This window comes from Priestia sp. LL-8 (assembly GCF_036227845.1).
GTDB classification, from domain to species: domain Bacteria; phylum Bacillota; class Bacilli; order Bacillales; family Bacillaceae_H; genus Priestia; species Priestia zanthoxyli.
In genome coordinates this window covers 1733317-1753752 of the sequence record NZ_JAZAQH010000001.1, presented here as the reverse complement: position 1 = coordinate 1753752, position 20436 = coordinate 1733317, and the positions used below count along the sequence as shown (strand labels likewise).

The 20436-nt window shown below is 32.9% G+C and carries 24 protein-coding genes; 3 read left to right on the top strand and 21 right to left on the bottom strand.

What is annotated here, in order from left to right; genetic code table 11:
- Window positions 1-85 precede the first annotated feature (85 nt).
- Window positions 86-766: a hypothetical protein gene (locus tag U9R83_RS08850; protein ID WP_099000213.1), complete on the bottom strand. Its 681-nt coding sequence runs from the start codon at window positions 764-766 to the stop codon at window positions 86-88.
- A gap of 831 nt (window positions 767-1597) precedes the next feature.
- Window positions 1598-1816, bottom strand: a complete 219-nt coding sequence (locus tag U9R83_RS08845; protein WP_243549103.1) for a TcpD family membrane protein — start codon at window positions 1814-1816, stop codon at window positions 1598-1600.
- A gap of 99 nt (window positions 1817-1915) precedes the next feature.
- Here U9R83_RS08845 and U9R83_RS08840 point away from each other — a divergent pair, with 99 nt between their 5' ends.
- Window positions 1916-2704 (top strand): hypothetical protein, encoded by a 789-nt coding sequence (locus tag U9R83_RS08840; protein WP_243549102.1) that lies wholly within the window; start codon window positions 1916-1918, stop codon window positions 2702-2704.
- Between the two features lie 63 nt (window positions 2705-2767).
- On the opposite strand, the gene U9R83_RS08835 is transcribed toward U9R83_RS08840, so the two are convergent.
- From U9R83_RS08835 to U9R83_RS08815, 5 genes are all read right to left on the bottom strand, one after another.
- The gene (locus tag U9R83_RS08835; protein ID WP_243549101.1) at window positions 2768-3373 is read right to left on the bottom strand and encodes a recombinase family protein; all 606 of its coding nucleotides are present in this window, start codon (window positions 3371-3373) and stop codon (window positions 2768-2770) included.
- Window positions 3374-3692: 319 nt separating this feature from the next.
- Complete coding sequence (locus U9R83_RS08830) at window positions 3693-4145, bottom strand: hypothetical protein (RefSeq protein WP_099331391.1); 453 nt, start codon at window positions 4143-4145, stop codon at window positions 3693-3695.
- Between the two features lie 37 nt (window positions 4146-4182).
- On the bottom strand, window positions 4183-4779 hold the full coding sequence (locus U9R83_RS08825) for a hypothetical protein (protein ID WP_243549099.1): 597 nt from the start codon (window positions 4777-4779) through the stop codon (window positions 4183-4185).
- A gap of 123 nt (window positions 4780-4902) precedes the next feature.
- Window positions 4903-5439 carry a hypothetical protein gene (locus U9R83_RS08820; protein ID WP_099331393.1) on the bottom strand — a complete coding sequence of 179 codons (537 nt, stop codon included), beginning with the start codon at window positions 5437-5439 and terminating at the stop codon, window positions 4903-4905.
- A 62-nt stretch (window positions 5440-5501) separates the two neighbouring features.
- Entirely contained in the window at window positions 5502-5912 is a 411-nt protein-coding gene (locus U9R83_RS08815; protein ID WP_243549097.1) for a hypothetical protein, read from the bottom strand.
- A 226-nt stretch (window positions 5913-6138) separates the two neighbouring features.
- Between U9R83_RS08815 and U9R83_RS08810 the strand changes: the two genes are divergently transcribed.
- On the top strand, window positions 6139-6510 hold the full coding sequence (locus tag U9R83_RS08810) for a DUF3888 domain-containing protein (protein ID WP_243549095.1): 372 nt from the start codon (window positions 6139-6141) through the stop codon (window positions 6508-6510).
- 141 nt (window positions 6511-6651) lie between these two features.
- Here the strand turns inward: U9R83_RS08810 and U9R83_RS08805 are convergent, their stop codons facing one another.
- From U9R83_RS08805 to U9R83_RS08760, 11 genes are all read right to left on the bottom strand, one after another.
- Window positions 6652-7248 carry a hypothetical protein gene (locus U9R83_RS08805; protein WP_243549093.1) on the bottom strand — a complete coding sequence of 199 codons (597 nt, stop codon included), beginning with the start codon at window positions 7246-7248 and terminating at the stop codon, window positions 6652-6654.
- Window positions 7248-7658 carry a hypothetical protein gene (locus U9R83_RS08800; protein WP_243549091.1) on the bottom strand — a complete coding sequence of 137 codons (411 nt, stop codon included), beginning with the start codon at window positions 7656-7658 and terminating at the stop codon, window positions 7248-7250. The genes U9R83_RS08805 and U9R83_RS08800 overlap by 1 nt, the downstream gene beginning before the upstream one ends.
- A gap of 93 nt (window positions 7659-7751) precedes the next feature.
- Window positions 7752-8153, bottom strand: coding sequence for a DUF4304 domain-containing protein (locus tag U9R83_RS08795; RefSeq protein ID WP_243549090.1), 402 nt, complete (start codon window positions 8151-8153; stop codon window positions 7752-7754).
- 489 nt (window positions 8154-8642) lie between these two features.
- On the bottom strand, window positions 8643-9302 hold the full coding sequence (locus U9R83_RS08790) for a DUF3885 domain-containing protein (RefSeq protein WP_115653592.1): 660 nt from the start codon (window positions 9300-9302) through the stop codon (window positions 8643-8645).
- A gap of 110 nt (window positions 9303-9412) precedes the next feature.
- Window positions 9413-9937, bottom strand: coding sequence for a DUF2695 domain-containing protein (locus tag U9R83_RS08785; protein ID WP_115653591.1), 525 nt, complete (start codon window positions 9935-9937; stop codon window positions 9413-9415).
- Window positions 9938-10113: 176 nt separating this feature from the next.
- Window positions 10114-10710 (bottom strand): hypothetical protein, encoded by a 597-nt coding sequence (locus tag U9R83_RS08780; RefSeq protein WP_182421086.1) that lies wholly within the window; start codon window positions 10708-10710, stop codon window positions 10114-10116.
- Window positions 10711-11210: 500 nt separating this feature from the next.
- Window positions 11211-12455 carry an MFS transporter gene (locus tag U9R83_RS08775; protein WP_182421087.1) on the bottom strand — a complete coding sequence of 415 codons (1245 nt, stop codon included), beginning with the start codon at window positions 12453-12455 and terminating at the stop codon, window positions 11211-11213.
- A gap of 202 nt (window positions 12456-12657) precedes the next feature.
- Window positions 12658-13341 (bottom strand): DUF2711 family protein, encoded by a 684-nt coding sequence (locus U9R83_RS08770; protein WP_328575197.1) that lies wholly within the window; start codon window positions 13339-13341, stop codon window positions 12658-12660.
- Window positions 13342-13478: 137 nt separating this feature from the next.
- A complete protein-coding gene (locus U9R83_RS08765; RefSeq protein WP_424461002.1) occupies window positions 13479-14042 on the bottom strand; it encodes a class I SAM-dependent methyltransferase in 564 nt (187 codons plus the stop codon).
- Between the two features lie 12 nt (window positions 14043-14054).
- On the bottom strand, window positions 14055-14291 hold the full coding sequence (locus U9R83_RS27675) for a methyltransferase domain-containing protein (protein ID WP_424461000.1): 237 nt from the start codon (window positions 14289-14291) through the stop codon (window positions 14055-14057).
- 573 nt (window positions 14292-14864) lie between these two features.
- On the bottom strand, window positions 14865-15017 hold the full coding sequence (locus U9R83_RS08760; RefSeq protein WP_243557037.1) for an aspartyl-phosphate phosphatase Spo0E family protein: 153 nt from the start codon (window positions 15015-15017) through the stop codon (window positions 14865-14867).
- A 620-nt stretch (window positions 15018-15637) separates the two neighbouring features.
- Between U9R83_RS08760 and U9R83_RS08755 the strand changes: the two genes are divergently transcribed.
- On the top strand, window positions 15638-17059 hold the full coding sequence (locus U9R83_RS08755) for a hypothetical protein (RefSeq protein WP_116741049.1): 1422 nt from the start codon (window positions 15638-15640) through the stop codon (window positions 17057-17059).
- 797 nt (window positions 17060-17856) lie between these two features.
- Here U9R83_RS08755 and U9R83_RS08750 read toward each other — a convergent pair.
- The 3 genes from U9R83_RS08750 to U9R83_RS08740 all read right to left on the bottom strand — a co-directional run bounded on the left by U9R83_RS08750 (window position 17857) and on the right by U9R83_RS08740 (window position 20039).
- Window positions 17857-18498, bottom strand: a complete 642-nt coding sequence (locus tag U9R83_RS08750; protein ID WP_014460623.1) for a class F sortase — start codon at window positions 18496-18498, stop codon at window positions 17857-17859.
- Window positions 18467-19276 carry a DUF4397 domain-containing protein gene (locus U9R83_RS08745; RefSeq protein ID WP_243549088.1) on the bottom strand — a complete coding sequence of 270 codons (810 nt, stop codon included), beginning with the start codon at window positions 19274-19276 and terminating at the stop codon, window positions 18467-18469. Before U9R83_RS08745 ends, U9R83_RS08750 begins: the two co-directional genes overlap by 32 nt.
- A gap of 376 nt (window positions 19277-19652) precedes the next feature.
- Complete coding sequence (locus tag U9R83_RS08740) at window positions 19653-20039, bottom strand: TetR-like C-terminal domain-containing protein (protein ID WP_014460625.1); 387 nt, start codon at window positions 20037-20039, stop codon at window positions 19653-19655.
- Window positions 20040-20436 lie beyond the last annotated feature (397 nt).

Genomic DNA, 20436 nt, shown 5'->3' with positions numbered 1-20436 from the left:
GCCCTTAAAAGGGCTTTTTGTACTTCCACGGATAATGATGATTATGGTAACTAAGGATGGATACCGTGTACAAGTAGAAATTATATTATAAAGGAATATGGACTTCTTTCATCCAACTGCTTGTTTTAGACTTAATAGTAATTAATTGATTGCTTTCCCATTTTAATTCTCCTAAGAATCTGGCATATACAACTTCATTTCCAACTTCTTCTACCAGTAGTTCATTAGTTATTCTTAAGCCTCTTTCATTATAAACTTCACACCATAATTGAAATCCAGAATATCTATGTATGCCCTTTAACATTGCTAAAAGCTTACGATTAGGGCTTTTCTTTGGTGTTTTAGCAACTAAAAAGATGGCTTCATAATTTTGTTTAACTATTTCCTCCAAAGCTTCTTCTACATATTTCTTTATTGTAGTTAAAGGAAGCAAAGAGTACTTTTCTAAGGCAGGTACTATATAATTCCTCACTATGTTACAAAATGCTTGATATTTCTTCTCAACAGTTTCTAACTCTATAAATAACATATAATCATCAGGCAGGAATATTTCAACTTCCTGAATAGCCTTCTCTTCTGAGTATAATACTTCTTTGTTGGGATTAGCTAAACAATAAACAGCGATGCTTTTTACTTCTTCTAGTTTAAATTCCAAATCCTTTAATCTGTTACAAAAAATCAATTCAAAAATTCTAAGTTCATGTATGTTATTATAATGTTTCTTAGGCCTTTTTTTTGCCCAATCGTAAATGTGAATATCCAGCATTTAAGTAATACCTATCCCTTCTGATTTATGAATAAAACCTTGGTGTTACTTAACTAATATTTTAATCTTTAATTTTAGAAAAGCTACCAATAAGGGTCATTACATAAGATAACTCGTAATAAATTACATTTTAAAAAAATAATCCTTTGCCCACCAGGCAAAGGATTTTCAAATTTATTGGAAAAGGGGGAATACGTTATTAGTTTGGACAAATTTGTAGACTCATATACGTATAACTTTAAAAATAAATATTTTAATTGAATATCCTCCTATAAAATAACTTTATTTGAGTAATATTATTTGTTGAGTAAATATTAAAGTATGTTAGTTATTACTAAGATTTTACTATTTACTTTAGATGACGACAAATATGGAGTTTTTCTACAATACATATAAAAGATGGAATTTGTTTTTATAAAATACGTTTAGTTTGACTTAACAATATAGTGAAAAGGAAAACTAATCGTAATCAGACTTATGTACACTAGAAAACTTCAAAAATGAATTTCACTCGTTAAAGTGTAAAACCTTAGCTAGCTTCTTTGTTTTATTTTCATTCATCTCAAATCAACTGGAAACCACATCACTAATTCCTCACATTGTTAGCTCGACTCTTAGAGGACCGAGCTGCATGAACCGTAACACAGCCGATTGTAAGCGACAGAAATCTTATTTTTCGTCTGTATTAACAGCCTCCAAAATACTAATAAGTATTTATCTCATCATTAATATGATGCGTTATTAAGAAATGTATGTTCAAAAACTGACAAGTGGAGAATAGATTTAAGTCTACCCTCCACTTCATGCCATTTTTTCCTATAAGTTAAAAAATTATATCCTTATCTCTTTCACTACATAGGCAAACCAAAAGACAATAGTAATTATTGAAGAGAAAAACAATTGAGGATAAGTTAGAAATATAGGCATTGCAATTGCTACAACAACTACTACGACTGATCCGGTTATTCTTTTTTTAGAAAACTTATATGCTAAATAGCCTAATAGAATACTAATTCCTATTACAAAAAGACTGAAAAAAATGGTAGTCATTATCAGAAACTCCTTTACCTTTTATTTGAATATATGTTATTATTTAACACTATAAACATATATATGTTAATTTACTATAAGTAGGAGGAGATTTCAAGAATGAAGAAGGTTGTTACATTTTTAGTTGCACTTGGTCTAGTTATTCCAAGTACAATGGCTTCAGCAGAATCAAACTCAAAAGACGACGTCGATTATGACAAAATCGCAGCACACATGAAGGAAGATGGATCTTCGCAAGAAGATATCGATAATGTTATTAAAAAAATCAAAAATGGTGAAGAGTTAGATGCAGATAAGCCTGAAAATCAAAAGAAGTTAACTTTATCTAAAGCACAGCTACATTCTACTTTGACAGAAGGCGATGAAAACTCAGAAGATGACGAAACCGATTCTTTTAGTACCACAGATGCTGAGCCTACAAAAAAATTCACTTTTGATGATGGATCCTATGTGAAGCTATCAATTGAAGTTGTTGATGAAGATGAAGATGCAGATTTAGTTAAATCATTAGGTGGAAACATGTCTACTATGGCTACAAACGAAAAAACAATTAAGGTTACTGGTAAAAGTACTTGGGGAGATGCTTGGTATAAAGCTAAGATTTATTTAAGTGATAGTCCAGTCGGGAATGATTATATCTCAAAGGTATACGACAGAAACATTCACACCTACTTTGGCACTTATTCAGATCCAAGCTTAAAGATCTCTAGAAAGTATGAAGTTCGTAGCAAAAGTATAAGTGCTAAATCTTACCTATTCTATAAATATACTAATATGACCAATTTTAGTTCGAAAACAAAGTATTTGAAAATGCATGTCGGAGATGCTATCAACGATAAATATGGTATTTATGTTTCGTACACAGATGGCAAAGCTAGTTACAAATAAATATTAAAACAAAGAGAAGATAGACATGAAACTCTATCTTCTCTTTTTATTTCTTTGTTATAATTACTTCTTTTCCTCATAAGCCCTTACCTTATTGTAAAACGTCGCTTTTTTCATGCCTATTTCCTTCATAAATGCGACAGCCGTAATTGTTCCAGACTTCCATTCTTTATATAACCTATCCCATTCTTTAGGAAAAGCAATGATGGGACGCCCTAGATGTTTTCCTTTTGCCTTAGCAACGGCTATGCCTTCTCGTTGGCGCTGTAAGATGGTTGCTCGCTCCTGTTCCGCCATAGATGTATAAACCTCTATAATGATGTTATTAATCATGTCTATAACCCACTCTTGACCTTCTGGTACCTCTTGCATAGTCGTAGGTAAATCAATAATTTTGATTCGGATTCCTTCTTTTTTAAACTGCTCTAAATATTTTTTTATTTGTGCTTTATTCCGGCCTAGACGATCAATGGATTTAATATACAATGTGTCGCCCTCTCTCATTGCTTTAAGCATATTTTGAAAGCCGTCGCGTTCCATGTCCTTCCCACTCGCCTTATCACTGTACAGATATTTTTCATCTGTTAAATAAGGTTTTATTGCTTCTAACTGCCTATCTAAGTTTTGTTCATTTGTACTTACACGAATATATCCAAAATTAATTCCCATTGTGAAAACCATCCTTGTTTATAATAGATAGTTTAAGTATAGGGTAAACAGTATAAAAAGGTCTATTTATTTTAGGACGTCTAAAAAGATTTATTTTTAAGAGTAAATAGACTGAATATCATTGGTTTTTCCACCGTCTAAAAAGGTGTACCTTTTTGGACTATTGAGAATTATAGAAAAAGGCTCAATTTGTCGTCATCTAGTGTAAATGATAAAACTAATTATTTTAATAAAATACTTTAGTATTTACTTAACGCAATAAGTTTAACTAATAAAAAAAACTCTTGAGTTTACACTCTAGAGTTTTTCTATATATCAATTATTTATTTAGGTTTTTGGAGAAGCTAGCAAATGAATTCGTAACATCTTGATTTACAGCGTACATAAAGTTATCCTGACCCTGGCTTAAGGGAAGAACACCATCTTTCCTCAACTTCGCAAAGAATCGCTGGAATTCCTTCTCCAATATAAGGAAAAAGTCCATAAGATTAAATTTATATATATCCCTGCCTCCAGGTTTCCTTACTTCCTCAATTCTTATTATGTTTGAATCTCTAACAAATAAATAATAATCAGCACTCCCATAATGCTCTAACTTAAATTTAGTCTTCTTATATGTATATAAATCACTCAGGTCAGAAAAGAAATTGCGCAATGTTATAGCAGAAAGTCCAATAGAAATGATCAATGTTTGTTTTCTATCTGAAACAATAATTTCTCCATCTCCACCATCTAAATCAATCGTTACAGAACAACTAAGAGTGTTCTTCATAAAGATCTCCATTTCTAGCTTTTCTTTAATGTCAATTTTAATTAAAATACTTTTCCATTCTTGCTTTTAATTCCTCATAATCTTCATCTGTAGCTCTTTCTAAAGCATAATCGAGAATTTGTTTTGCTTTCTCTCTTTGATTAGCCATTATATAAAAATCACATACTTCCCCATAAAATACGATAGGTGCTTGTAGAGCTAGATCAGCAGCAGTACTCCAATCTATGACTTGTTCATAATAAGGAATTCCTACGTTCAAAACATTATGAATAAACCTTTTAAACTCCTGTTTATCTACGTCACTATTAGAAAGAACTACATAATCATGTTCACTTTCTAACCAATTCGGTATGTTCCACTCCGAACTGCCAATAATCACATCATTTACTAATTCAGTATTCCATATTTTCTTATACCACTTTTTATAGTCTTTAGATGAAATACTCCATTCACTCCAAAAAATGCAATAATCCTCCGAACTATACTTACTAATACAAAAACTAACGCCCAAGGTGAACGGTCCTGTTTTTCTAGAGAATTTTGGCCCACTTTTAGCATACTTGAACCCTAAAGGCTCTAATATGTCGACTAATTCAGTTTCAATATAAATTTTAAGAAGTTCCTTAGGTTTCATGCATATCCTCTTTTTATTATGTTTTCTCATATTATCTCATGTATGCGATGTTCATATCTATTTAACATAAAACGTTTGATTGGCATAAAAAAGAACGTTTTAATTTATTAATGTTCTTCTTTTTTAAATTTTACATTTCAGCACTTCTTTAAAGTACCTTTGTAACTGCCCATTCCCTTTAAACCTTAAAGATAAAGCTTCATTTACAGTTCGTTCTAAATCTTTAATTCCAGGTATTACAGAGGACGGCAAACCACGTATATAAACAAGCTTTATAATAGAATCTTGCGGCCTTAACTGATGAGCCTCGTAAATCATTTGTTGGCCCTTTTCTTCCCATTCCTCGTATTCTCCAAAATAGTAAGGGAAGAGAGATACCATATATCCATAAATCCATAAAAATTCAGAGTCTTGGCCAAAATGCTTAAAACCAAAATCCTTAATTTCTAACAATATATTTTCATATTCTTCACTATTGATTTTAGGATCATTAAGGCAGCCAGATTCGACCACTATATACCAACACAAAAAACTTAATCGAAGATATTTCTTGACGTTAAGAGAATCTTTTCTCCATTCTTCATACATGTAATCCTTTGCTTCATTCCATTTCCCTTGACACTCTAAGGTATCAACTTTCTCCCAATGCCAATTAATCATTTTCTCACCTACCAATGCATTTATCTCTAAAATATCATTATTTTATCTAGGTGCGCTGTCAATTATAAAAATGTTACATAATGTAACAAATGTTTATTTCCTCCCCATTCAACAACTAGTTGTTCAACACCTACAATGGCTGTATCAGGTTTCTCTATCTGTTCCCCTACCCATCTTTGTAAATCAGCCAATATATCATGATTAAATTCTTCATATGCAACTTCAGAATAGGTATTGCGCGCTATTGGAAAGAATGAAAGGTCCAGGGTTCTATCTCTATGTACCGAGGCTTCCGCCACTACTACTCCGGTTATCTTTGGATGTTGAGGACACCTGCTATCCCATTCAAACTGTCTGGTTAACCCAAATAAAATATCTAAGTCAGCAAGGGACGAAAAGTGATTCTTAAGCTGTTTTTTTGTTGTTACATAGGTTTCATGTTGATTCAAGTTCCGATAGTATTTAAATCTCATTTTATCATTCCTTTCAGGCTGCTCTGTTTAGTCCATATCCATGAGGAGAGCCCATCCTTTGTTCAGTTTCGAAATACGTAAATTCCTTTCATTACTCCTATTTTTAACATCGACTTTATATAGAGGATATTCATTTCTAGTTTACATAAATCCTTCTTTTAGACGAGTCGTATCATTCATGTCCTTATGGGGAAACTAGCTGAAATAAGTACGAGGAGGATAACGTATGAGACAATTGCTAGTCGCTACGGCTTTTGCCATATGGTTAACAGGAGGAGGCATAGGTACCCCCTATACAGAAGCTGCTCCTCAAACGTCTATCAAGCAGAAGCATACAGATTTCTATGATGCCTTTTTGATGTTATTGAATCCCTATGCGGACAAAGCAATTCGGACGAAATACCCTGATCGTAGTTATAGTTTGTGGAATGCAGATATTTTGGGCGTGAAGCGTGTATCCAGTGGATTCTCAAACTATGATTTCATAGTAAAGGTGCAATATGATACGTTTACAGGTCCTCACAATCCACCTGAAGGATCTGTAGTTATCACATTTTCCGTAAAAGATGAGGTCAAGGTTCTGAGGATTGAAGGATAATAGGCAAATAAAAACATTAGAGAACTTGTTTGTTCTTCAAATTGTATTTTTCATATGCACAGGATATACAAAGTTAGTTCATATAATGTAGCTCCTAGATAACAAAAGACGTTAGAACATTAGCCTAACGTCTTTTAGTAGTTAATTTATTTTAAAGAAGTCTTCAATCATTTGTTCAGTCTCTTCAAGGCTTCGTAGTTCGACTATATTATCATTTTCATCATACGTATAATGATGCTTAAATTGGAAGGGCATAGCTTCATATTGTTTTTCTACTTGCCTTAATACTTGATGAAAGCAGTTATACTTATATTCCTTAATTAGATAAGGTAATCCACTGGGTGAACGCAAATATTCATATTCTTTATAATTGTAAGGAGTGTGTTCAGGCCTCTTTATCAAGGTTTTTATGAAGTAATTCATAATTTTAGTTATTTCCCGTTCTTCAACGTATTTCACTAAACCACGTACAGCTATTAATTTCATTCCTAAATCTCGCTCTTTCTTATAGGCCTTTTGAAAAAATTCACTAAGCTGAGGGTTATAGATATCTCGTAAAACCAAGAGTAATTTATGACGTAGAGAAATGTCCTTTACGTTGAAATATAAAAGCTTCAAAGTTTCAAGATCATCGACTTCTATCAATTTTGGCTCTAAATTAAGAATTGATTCTCTAAAGTCCATATTACCTTCATAAAAAGAACCAGTTTCGTAAGCACTAGATAAAGCTTTATTCATCAATCCCACCAAACTCCAAACACTTTATGATTAGGGTACAACTCTGGCGCAATAGGGGGGTTACCAAACATATAACCTTCCTCGACCTCGTCAGGTTCTAAGGTTTTAACCCATTCCTCTATTTCTTCAAGATTAGCGCTTGATAGGATATATATTCTTTCCGAAAATGGCCAATATTCATCGTCTTCAACTTCCATAATTTCAACAAATACGTCTTGTACACTTGGCTTACTTTTAATCTCAAATAAAATAGAATAAAAAGTATCAATTCCTGTGTGATCCATAAGGTTACAACCAATAGAGCCTTCATCTTCATTACCTTCAAAAAACTCTTCTAGAGAAACTAAAGGTGCAGTTTGTGCATCAGGATAACCCTGTTCATATATCTTCTTTATCAAATTATCTTTCATACAATATCCCCGCCTTTTAAGCACTTGTAACTATGAATATCATATACAACTTAAGTTTACACAACAACTCTTATCGCTACTTAATTATGTGTGTTAAACCCACCAATTAGGAGAAGAATTCCACCATTCTTCTCCTTCTTTCAATGATTCTCTTACATTTAATGAAATCACTTCTGTGTTATCTTTATTAAATTCAAACATTTCACGTATTTCTTTTCCTAATCTTTGTCTATGGGCAGTATCAATATTATAGACCTTTACCTTGTTAGGCTGATAAAACGTTTCAGATACATCTATATGACCTTCTGGAGAACATTTAGAAACCTCTACGTAAAGAACTCCACCCCAAGCACTAAATTGAAACATTAACAAATCAACACGGTTCTCCAGCTTTCGATAAAAATGAGGAAAGGAACCTTTAAAACCAAGATCTCTCAAAGTAGGAATAACATTTTTTCTTAAAGAATTGATCATATTATCTCTTTCAACAGACACTTTAGCACTCCTTACTCTTTTCTTTGTAATAGCCCTAATACAATTTATATACTATAGCCTTCTAGTTACCATAAAACGGCTTATTAGTACGAAGAACAACCTGACAATTAAAGTATACTTTAATTGTCAGGTTGTTCTTCAGGATTTATTTTATTAATGTCATATAAAAACAAAGTGAAATATATTCCGATATAAAGAATTAATAGAATAGCAGTCCTATAACCATTAGTTATAAAATCAAAAGAGTGAATCTTTGCTATAAGAAGGTCTATCAACATAGGAATAAACATACATAACCATATAAAATTTCTTTCTTTAACAATGTTGAAGATAACAATTATTGAACCTATAATTGTGCAAACTAAATAAATCAAGTATATCCCCCTCATATTATTAAATTCAACACATTTATCCAATAGATTGTTAATTAACGTAATGTTTTATACCGGTAGTCTAAAGAGTACAATCGTTAGCTTATTGATAATGTTTTCATTTAAATAAAATGTCAATTTCTTCTCGGTCATAATTTAAAATCCAATGATTATATTCTTCATAAAGGAACTTTATAGATTCTTTATTAGAGGCTAATACATCACAACCCCGATCATCATACAAATGAAAAATGATCTTTTTAGAAAGATTAACAAAATAAATATCATAACCACTTTGTGGGTTGTTTTTGAGTATGCTAGATGGATGAGCAAAGTCTTCATGACAAATAGCTTTTAAAAGTTGTACATATTTTATTTCTGTTTTCTTACAAGAAAGGACAAATCGATGAGTGACAGATTGATCATCTGCTTCATCAAATACACTTGGTAGAAGCTGGTGACTTAATTGGTATCGCTTTTCTTTCTTTTTTATGTATTTTAAATATACGTTTAAAGGTCTTTTTTGGAGGAAGATATCTTTTTTTATAGAGTGTACATCTGTAACAAGAAGAATCTCATCTTCTTCTCCAAATACTGCTTCAAATAATCTGATTGAACGATAAAATGCTTGCTCTAAATGTTCCTTTTTATAATAAGGTATTAAAGAATTTGATATTTCAAATCGAATACTATTCTTCCAAGAATAAAATAAGGAAGGGCTCAAAATTAGTCTTTCAAAATATTTTCCTAAAAATGAATGTAGAATATCATGGTTCATATATTTTTCTCCGTGGTTTTTGATTTTATTTTAACATTTTTTAAGTGAATTCTTTTTATGTGATATAAATATCTAGTTACCATCATCACAGTTAACGGTACCACTTTAATCTAATCAATTACATTCATAAGAACTTCGCAATCACAAAAACCACCTTGATTTTGTAGAGCTTTTACTATTTTTGATCTTTTACTGTGTAAAGTGCTTATATCTAACCACTCTCTGGTATAAATAAGTGTATGATTACAAGCGTACACTTCTAATTTTTCTTCTAAGTATATTTCTAATGATCGCAACTGCTCTGGTGTCATATCTAGCTCTTGCCATTTACTTGCATACTCTTTTAATAAAGCTAATCTCTTTAATAACTTTTTATCTTTCTTATCAAGAGATACGGCGTTCTGAAGTGCCATTAAAGCTGCATTGTAATTTAATAAATATTCCTCAGCTTGAGATAACAATTGCCAAGCTAAAGGATCGTTTGAATACTGTTTAACATATTCTTTGAGTCCTTTTCTTGCTGCTAAAAGATGGGGAACTGCTTTTTTGGAAGGAGCTCTTCTTTGGTAAGATCCTTGCATTGCTAATTTTTGTCCTTTTATTAGTTCATCTTTTAATTCTAATAAACTATCCACTCAAATAGCTCCTTTTAAACAGTATTAAGAAACCAAAATTCTTTATGTGATTTTCCCAGATGCTTCAATATTCTTCAATTATTTTATGTATACTCTATACATCGCTAGTTATTATAAAACGTATTATCGGAAATAAAAGAGCGTTAAGTTTATCATAAAACTTACGCTCTTTTTACTTACAATTTATCAACTAGAGAAACTAAGTTTAGAATAGGCTGTGCCTCTTTCTCTTCTTGATATGGCTCAAAATTTATTTCACCAAGTTTTACACCTACATCATATTCACCAATTAAACTATCAAGCATGATAAACGTTGCAGCAATAAACTGATCATTTTCTTCTCTATACCCTTTAATGTAAATAACAATATCTACACAGTTCATTTGTTTATCTTCTCTATACGTAAAGAAGATATCTTCTGTATTTAAAACAATACCTTCAAAATAAATTTCTTGTTCACTATTCTGTCTTTGTCTAAACGCTACAATGTTAAATTTCTCTAGAGTGGGAGCTTCCTCTACCAGCTTTATAACAGCAGGAAACGCTGAAATCATTCCTTCTGCACTGATAATAAACTCTCTTTTCCCTTGGCTTATTTCTACACTGAATTCAAAAGTTAAATCTTTATGATACTTGGATAATTGTAAGCCCAATTTGTTAAATAAAAGATCATAGTTCTTTTCGTCTAATTGAAAATAATCTTCGCTATTTTTTTCAAACCAAGACCAGAATTCTTTTTCAGTGATTTTTTTCTTAAATAAATTCTTTAACATAAGACCTCCAGGGGTTCTATATACATTTTTAATTCAAGTATATACCAAAAGCTTCACAAGAATATATGTATATTTCTTATAAAGTTAGTTACCATCCATAATGTACTTTATAGGTAGTAAACATTAGTGATAAATAAGGATTAAAATACCTAACAAGATTAGCCCTATTGGTAAAAGAATATTGCCTATACCTAAAATTGAAGTAATGAAATCTAAAATAAAAAGAAATAGACCTCCTTTTCTTCCCATCTTCTCGCTGTTTTTCTTATCATTTGCTAAAGAAATTGAAGAGATTATGATTACACTTCCTAAAATAATTAATACTACTGAAATAAGATATATCATTTGTCTTCCTTCGTCCTGTTAAATTAATTAAAAACCTTATTAATAATAACAATTATAAAACGATTAAAGTCTTTTTCACATATAATACATACGATCTTAGTTCATATAATCAAAATTATTGAAACGAAAAACAAAGAAGGTACAACAGACTAAAATTAGTCTGCTGTACCTTCTTTTATCTTCATTGGTATTTCAGATTGAAAAAGTTCGGTTCTATTAACAAAGGCAATAAGAAATGACATAAGAAATAATATTGTCGCTAGTAAGAAGGTTATCCGTACTCCATAGTGTTCAGTTATAAATCCTAATAAAAGAGATGAAGTACCAAAGGCCGCGTAGATTAACGTTCCTCTTGCAGAGTAGACTTTTGCGAGCAATTCTTGTCTAGCGTTCTTTTGAATAATGGTTACTTCTGCCACATCACGTGCCATTTGAGGTAAACCGTATAATAAAGATATACCTAAAGCAACCCATGGAAGAGATGTCATACCAAATAAAAATGTTAATGTAGTTAAGCAGAAGGAAGACCACATAATCGTTTGACCTAGCTTTCTTTCTAGAACTGTAGAATATCGATAGACTAACAAACCACCTATAAACATTCCACCAAAGAAGGCTGCATTAATAAATCCCCACCAAACCTCTGTTTTCTGAAGAGCTTGCTCAACGTATATAAATAAAATAGCTGCAATCCAAACACCATTAGCCAGCGTTTCTATTACGTTCATCACACTGATTGTTCTTAATTGTTTAGAGTTCCAGATAACTTGCCAACCTTCTTTGATAGCTATTAGTTTAGACGTCTTCTCTCGATTTTTCCTTATCGTTTGATCAGCAATTAAAAACATCAGTATTGAAGAAATAACAAAAAGCGTAAATGTAAACCAAAGGATTGTTGATCCTCCCCATAAAACCAAAAGCAGACTACCTATTGGCCAAGCGATTAGTTGTGTTACTTGGTCAGATATTGCTAAAAAGCTATTAGCCTTTATAAGCTTTTCCTCTTTAATTAGACTAGGAATTAAAGCATTACGGGCAGGTGAAGCCCATCCATCTAGAAAAGAAATAAATGCAATAAGTAAATAAAGTAACCAAAGAAATTCGGTTTTAATATGAAGAGCTAGCAACCACAAGAACAATAGAAATATTGTTTTACCGAACTGGGAGTAGAACAATATAGATTTCAGTTTGTATTTATCAATAATAATTGGTACTACAATCCCACTGATAAGAGCTGTTATTGTAATAACAAACGGAACAAAAGACATAAAAGTTACTGATTTAGTAACCTTATAGACCATAGTTGTTAAACTAACGGTATATAAAACATCACCTAAGTTAGCTAACATTTGTCCAATCCAAAGAAAACGAAAAGACATTTCGTTATTAAATTTTGACATAGATATCCCTCACATCTTATTTATTTGTTTATGAATATATAAGAGTAAGGAATTTCTACATTGGATTGCCTCCTGTCAATATAATTAATACTCATTTTATCACAGTGCAATATATTTTTACATATTATTCAAATTTATTTGAAGGTTTATTGTGTATGCGATATACAAAGCTAGTTACCATAAAAGCATTTCTAGGCACCTACTAAAGGAACCAACTAAGAGATGTTTCTTTATCACATATTAAAGCTTCAAGATTAACGGACTTAATCGTGTTCTCAATATTTATTTCTTTGGCTAGAAGCAATGTTGTAAACGAATCATAGATGCTCATAAACGCAAAATCCATATTTTCATCTGTAATAATTAAATCATTAGGGGATAAGTTACCTATTCCTAAAGGTGACTTATCCTGGGCTTCAAATGAACCATTCATGCCATAAATAGGTTCAGAGAAATAGAGAGTATTTGAGTTCTTTGAACAAAGAACTTTTAATAAACTATCGATTATAAATAATGAAGTGCGATCAGAATCTGGATAATATAAATCAGGAGTAATTTCAAGATAGGAGTTGAATAGATTGGCCAAATCCTCCCTTTTATATTTATATCTAAGCGCACCGGTAGAAGTATGCAGTGCTAATGACAATTCCTTATAAGATTTTAAATTACTCTTGGATATTACTTCTTTCCATGATATAGGTTCGCTAAGGTTAATCATTTCCTCATCACTAGGATATATATTCTGATAAGGATTTTCTCTCTTTGATTTTTCCCAGCCATTGGGCATCTGAATAAAAGGATGAAATAGAATAGCAGCAGACTTAAAGCCATTAGGTAATTGAGGTAAAATAGGTAAATCCCAGTCTAACCGTATATAATCCAACAATATAGGAACATCTCCTTTTAATGTACTTAGTTAGGTATATTTTATATGTATAGAACATTTACTTCTAGTTACCATAATCAAAATTCTAGGAACTCTTAAAAGCCTCTGTAATCTACAAAGACCTTTTAAGAGTTTGTTTAGTTAGGTCCCCTGTTTACAGTACCTTCTATTGCTAATAAGTACATTGTTTGAGATTTTGCGCAACCTTTTATCCATTCTGAGAAATCTTTTTGAGCTTGTTCTAACTTATCCTCTGTTATTGCTCCATCCTCTATCATTTGTTTTCCTTTAATTTGAGCTACATTAGCCCAAACTGTAATATGATTATAAAAATCGTGATCATCTTGTTTCGTCTTTTCATTTTGTTGAGTTATTTTGATATCTGTAAGCCCAACTTCTTTAAATATATCTTGAAGATGATCTGCTATTGCATTGTCCATACCTGCATCAGAACGCCATTGTAAAAAAGATTTGTAGAAGGACTTCATTGTTTCAGGAATTTCTGGTTCCCAAGATATTTTTGTGTGATTATAATCAAGAACTAAAACTCGACCATTCCTTTTTGTAGACTCAATCATTTGGTATAAAGCATCTTTGGGTTTTGATAACCATTGAAGAACTCTTGCAGAAGTAACAATATTAAATTCACCATAAAAGGGGAGATTATAGATATCAGCAATTTCAAAAGATAGCCCTGGCATACCTTTGTAAGTTTAGCGTGCTTTTTCTATCAAAGTTAGATTATTATCAATACCGACTACGCGAGCATTTGGACCGACTAGCTCTGCAATTCCTGAAGTAATTGTTCCCGTACCACACCCAACATCAAGTACGTTCATTCCTGGTTTTAGTATCTCTGCCAACCTCTTGTGAGAATTCTCAAGAGTGCGATTATCTATTACTGCCGTTTTTGTAAGCTTAGCTCTTTTCATTGCTGCATCATTAATCATATAAGTCTCTACCCCTATTTTTTGGATATTTAAATTAATCTAACACCAACCTATTTAACCGTCAACTAAACTTTAACAAATATAATGAAAAGCTTTTTCGTGTATACTCTATACAAAGCTAGTTTACATAATGTCTCTTTTTTTCCGGAACACATCACAAAAAGAACCCCTTTCGGCACAAGGGGTTTAAGAAAGATTCCTATTACGAATTATGCAGCTTTTTATACATCCTTGATTTATCAACATTTGGCCTCGGGCTGAGTGACAAATAGATGCATAAAAAGCGCACCTTTTATGCATATGCTAAAAGGTATAAATAATTGATTTTACATGCAAATACGATATATTTGTAACCAGACTATTTTTACAAATTTCAACGTAACCCTATTTTGAGCTACCTCGCTTCTACTGGCGAGGTAGCTTTTTATTTTGTATATGTAGCAACACATTTAAAATAGTGTTTAATTACATAACATGGTAATCTACTTATGTTTCATACTTCGAATACGTATGGACAACCCCTTATGAAAGAGCAATCTCGCTTGCCAATGCTGAGGTTGCTTTTTTATCTTTTTAATTAATTTTTTCTAACTCATTTAACATATCATCTATAAATTGACTAATTTCTACCGTGTTATTGCTTGTGAATCCCTCTTTAAATGCCGTTTCGATTAAACATTTTTTCTCTTTTTCAATCTCAATTATTAAAGCTTCTTTTAAAATCACTTTGTAAGATTCCAATATCCCAATCACACATTTACCTTATGTTCGTTTCATTTTCTCATGTTTATAACGATAATGCATATTTAGTTGACTATTACTATCAATAGTAAGACTAACTTGCTATCTTAAATTAAGAATGGGCTTCTTAGTAACCTCAAAAAACCTTTGAGTTGCAGGGGATGTTGGTTTTCTAATTGCTGATTCTATTAATTGATATTGATCTAATTCGAGAGAAATCGCTCGTAATGACTTTAAGGATAGGTTTTTTCATCAGAACCACTTGACTTATAGGCACAAAAGTATTACCATCTTTTTAATTGCTTAGTACTAAGAAAAATATTGAAGGTTGAAATATAAATCACTAGTCGATTGGACTACCAAAGGCTCTAAAAGTTCTCTTATTTATGAACTTTTGGAGCTTTTTTAATGGTAGTAAGTAAAATTTTAATTCAAATAAGTTAATAAAAAAGGGTCTGATACAAATTTCGCATTTTTTCAAAATACGAATGAAAACATACAACCAAATTCCAATTATTAAATTTTTATAATAACTTGAATTTATTATGGCAATTCGGGAGGATTTTCATCTGGGATTGAAAAAGAGAAAGTGAGGTTTGAGTAATATGTCAAAATATCAGTTAACTCTGGCAAATCGAAGTATCGAATGGGGAACCCAGTTTGATATCAATCCTCTTGTCGGTCAATTTGCTGAAAAATCTATAAAACCGCATGAGGAAAATGGAAGTTTCGATTGGGATCTTCCAAGTGGAGTGTACCAAGCTAAAGATATTGTACGTGAATTGAACATTCTTTTGGAAGCTATAATGGTTCAACTTGGAGAAGCAGCAGATTCGAAAGCGTTGTTAGACAATATTGAGGCTAATTTAGCAATCTCCGGGAGAGAATCAGTTTTACCTCTTGGCCAGCTTTCTCTTAATGATACGTCCGGAATAGAACTTACTAAACAAGCAAAAAGTATAGGTAAAACTCTAACACGTTGGGCAAGTGAATTCAACTCACAGCAGCTAGCATTAAAAGAGTATGGTAAGGCTGTTCTTAACAGTTTGAACTTTAGAAGTCACTGTGATAATCATCCATGGACGCCTAAGGTAGCCAATTTACTTTTAGGATCAGCAGGTAGTCCAACTGTCATGCAATTGTTTAATGAATACCTGCATCAGCTAGTGCTTTTAAGGGACGCACTCATTCCGTTCGAGAATTGGAAAGAGATACCCATTAAAATCGATGAAAGAAATAGTTCCAAGGGATTAAGATTTATGGAGCAAGCACACAGTGAATTTTTATATAAATTATTTGGAAAGAGAATGTCTCATAAGGCAATAGTTAAATTCGCTCAAAGCTTATTAAGTTCTGATTTGACAACAGTAGGATATGGATTTCAGTATCATCTGGGTACCATACTTCCTGCAAGTTTGGGAGCTCTTCCAGCAACTGCGCCTAAATACCTTCTCTACTGGCACCCAGTGTGGACAGTTGTCGATGATAATTTTGATGTTTCCATTCCTATCACTTTTAACTATGAATTTCCAGACTACCTTTCTGCGCCTCGCAGCAATGCTGGTGCACGACAAATTGCCTCTGAATTAGATGTTTTAAACCAGAAGCTTGAGAACGTCTATAAAGCTCAAATTCTAACAACTGGTAATCAAAAAAGTGCTGTTCTTAAATACCATATCCAACTTGGTTCCAATGACTTTTCGGTTGATCTTGGTCAGGTATTTAGAGGCCAGCGATTTATGTATCGGCCAGCGACGAATTCTAAGTCAGTTTCAGGAGCACATTCTGAGAAACCAGCAGATTTCAAAGAGCATCACGCGTGGGATATTTTAGAAACACCAGGTTTAATAACGAACGAGTCTGGTAATCATCTTATTTCTTCAAGGGGCAATTATCTAATACTCTGGGCGTTGTTGGGCAAGCTGTATCCTGAGAATGTAATCATCCTTAATAGCCTTAGTGAAGAAGAGTTTAAGGCAGCTAATATTACAGGTAAGGGGTTTGGCGCAAAATTTTTAATTCATTAATTTTCTCCAGCTATGGAGAGTATGATTTCTTTGATTCATACCTATTCTAGATTGTGGGATTGAGCATAAACAGCTTTTTAATGTGTATTTCTTCTCAGCCTATCTTAGTGTTCAGTAAATATTGACAAGTCCATTTTCTCATTTAAAGAACAAATGATGCACCTAAGAGGACTACTTAAACAAGGATGTTACTTGCTTTACTCCATTTATTTAATATTGCATTGTCCGTAAAAGTATATCTTTTTAGAATCGCGAGAGTTGTAGAAAAAATAGTTCTTTTTCTACAAATTTTCCTAACTTGATATTACTAAATACCACTGAATTTAACGCTCATTCCGTTATCTAGATGAAATAAGAAGATACCTTTTCCTCAGAGTCCATTAGAAGAAATATTGGAGTTAGTATAGTTGAGGACTGATATTCACCTCGTTCTTAAGACTGAAATCTTTTCTTTAAGAGTGTTAAAATGCATACAGTATAAACTTTTGGTTTGCATGCATCCTAAGTAGCGTAAAAAACGTTAACTCTAGTAAGGTAGTCTTTTTTATTTAATAGAGCATATCCCAATTTTAATCCTTAATAAATAAAAGTAAAGAGTTAGCTTTCCCCTAAAATTTCACAAAGCTTGGTCATGGTAGATTCTAACACCATCTACACCTAATAATTCAGCAGCTATTTTTGCAAATCTGCGATACCGTCACAAATGTATTTTAAATGCAGAAGAAACCCGAACTCATCGATGAGTTCGGGTTTCTTCTTGGTCAGATATCAGTGCCTCAAGGTCATACTTCACAATCTTAGCTTTCTTCTTTTAAAAAACCGGTTACAACAAGACGTTCCAAATGCGTCTTCTTTTTACGGTCAAAATTACCGGTACACGTAATTAGATTCAGCTTCTTTTGTTGGCTGAATCCAAATATCGCTGGAATAGGTGCATCATCATACGGATAGGATTTTTTCTCCTGTACAATAAATGTAAGTTTGCCGCCATTTTTTCCGGCAATAATGATTTCCTCTCCGACCTTTATATTTTTTAAATCAAAAAATACTGCTGGTCCTGTCTTATTGTCAACGTGTCCAGCGATGACAGCATTTCCCTGTTCGCCTGGAAGAGCTCCATTCTTATACCATGCTGTCAGCTTGTCATCTGAGGGGAGTTCCATTGTACCTTTAGAAGTAAGGCCTACGGATTCAACATCAGCACGTATGCCTAGAGACGGGATGCTGATTCGGCTCGGTTCAATTCCTTTTGTTTCACCGTGCTTATAGGGTTTTGGCTTTACAGCTGCCGTCCCCGATGAATCCGAGACCGCAGAAACATTTTCTATCCGAGTGTCTTTCACTTTAGATGCCGAATCTTCACCAGATTGGGAACACCCTGCTAATAGCAGCAACAGGGCAGCCGTTTTAATGACTGCTTGCTTTTTTCTTAATTCCATATACTATCAGAGCACCTAATCCCAGGATTGATACTGCTGCTATTGGTAGGTAGCTGTTTGTTTGATCTTCAGATGTTCCGCCCATTCCTGTTTTTGGCATTTCAGAAGGCATCATTGCCGGATCAGCAAGAACAAGTGCTTCAAGAGCAGGTTCTCCACCTGCAAGCCCCACTGCAATTACAGTGTAAGACATATTGGCTTTTAATTCTGTATCCGAAAGGTCAAGAACAACATCTTTTGTTCCAGCACCTCTTACTTCAAGATCGTAGGATCCAGGATCTACTTCTGAATATTCCGTTACACCTTTAAATTCTGCTCCAGGAAATAGGACATCTCCTCCTTTAACTGCTACATCAACTGCAGGTGCATCAGGTGAAAAGTGTGCAACGCGCACTTTTGATTTTCCTTCTGTTACATTTAGGTCATCGTTCAGAACTTTAAGTTCAAGAGAGTCAAGTTTGTTGATGGCTGCTACCGTATAGGCCTTGCCGGCTTCAACTGTTAAATCAGACGAGATGACCGGTTTGCCGTCAGCAACTGTTCCCGCTGCAAAAATTTCAACCTTGTGCTCTCCTGCAGGAAGCATCATGTAGTCTGTGGCAGCTTTAAATTCAGCACTTTCAACAATTGTTTTACCGTCAACTACAACATCAACCGCCGGAGCATCTGGAGAAGCATGAACGATTCTGACCATTGCATCATTGCCAGCCGCAGAAACACCAGCCCCAAATGCCAATAATAAAACCATTGCCGCCATTACTGAAAAGATTTTTTTCATTTTCCCACTCCTCTTCCTTTTTTTTTGGGACGTTTGCCCTCAACTAAATATAAACAAAACTAATACAAAATGTATACAATTTAGATGCTGTGAATATGCTGAAGAAGTTTTCAGGTGTTTGAGAGAAGCGAAGATGTTTATCTTGCTAATAGGTCTTCACACATTTGAACGCTCTTGTTTAAGCTGAAAATTATAGCTTTTAGCGTTAACGCAGTAGAGATCAGCTGTAAATATGTAAAAAACCAAAAAGTTGATAATAAATAATTAACAATTTGAATCGATTTGTTGAATCATATTTCTAAACTCTTTTTTTCTCAATACGTGTAAATGAGAAGACTTACATGTATTAAGAGAACTGCTTAAGATGCTAAAAGCATTAGAGGTTTTCCCCTTTATTTCCAATATACTCAATCGAGTATATATGTGTTTTCGCTAGATCAATGACTTCGTGAATAAATTCGTCCGTGTTTTCTCTAAAGCCATTTCGAATCCAATTTTGAAGAAGACCATAAAATCCATAGGCTGTATAGCGTTTAAAGTACTCCATATTAACTGCTGTATTATTGATGGTTTCAAAAATAAACTGTTCCTTGTAGATCTTTAATATCATTTGAGGAAACTGTATATGTAACCCTGGTAAGGTGTCATCGTAGTTAATAAGTTCAAAAAAATTTCGGTTTTTATAGATGTAGAAAACGATGTTCAGATACGGTGCATTTAGCTTAAATGTAGTTACTATTTTAGTTAGACCATTTTTCTTCACTATCGATCCATTTATCCTCATTTAAATCAAAAGATTCTATATCATCATGAAAATTAAGATAAACAGGCAGATTAATGTCATTGTCACTGGCTTTATTCCAACAAGAAATAAACCAGTCTGTAATTAATTCTCTCTCAGCAGCGGATATTTCTTCTTCGTTTGCTTCGTAGAACTCCCAAAACTCATCTGAACGTTCATCAGCTAAATTATAATATTCCATCTCTTCGAGCAGCTCGTGACTTCCTGAAAAAACGGTATGATCGTTCCCTTCATAGAAAACTTCATTTGCTTCGTCATCCATAGAAAACATCCTAATTGATAAATCAAATGGCTGAATAAAGGCCTCAATTTCTAATAAGTCAATGCCTTCGTAATAATGAAACGTGTGTACTTCTTT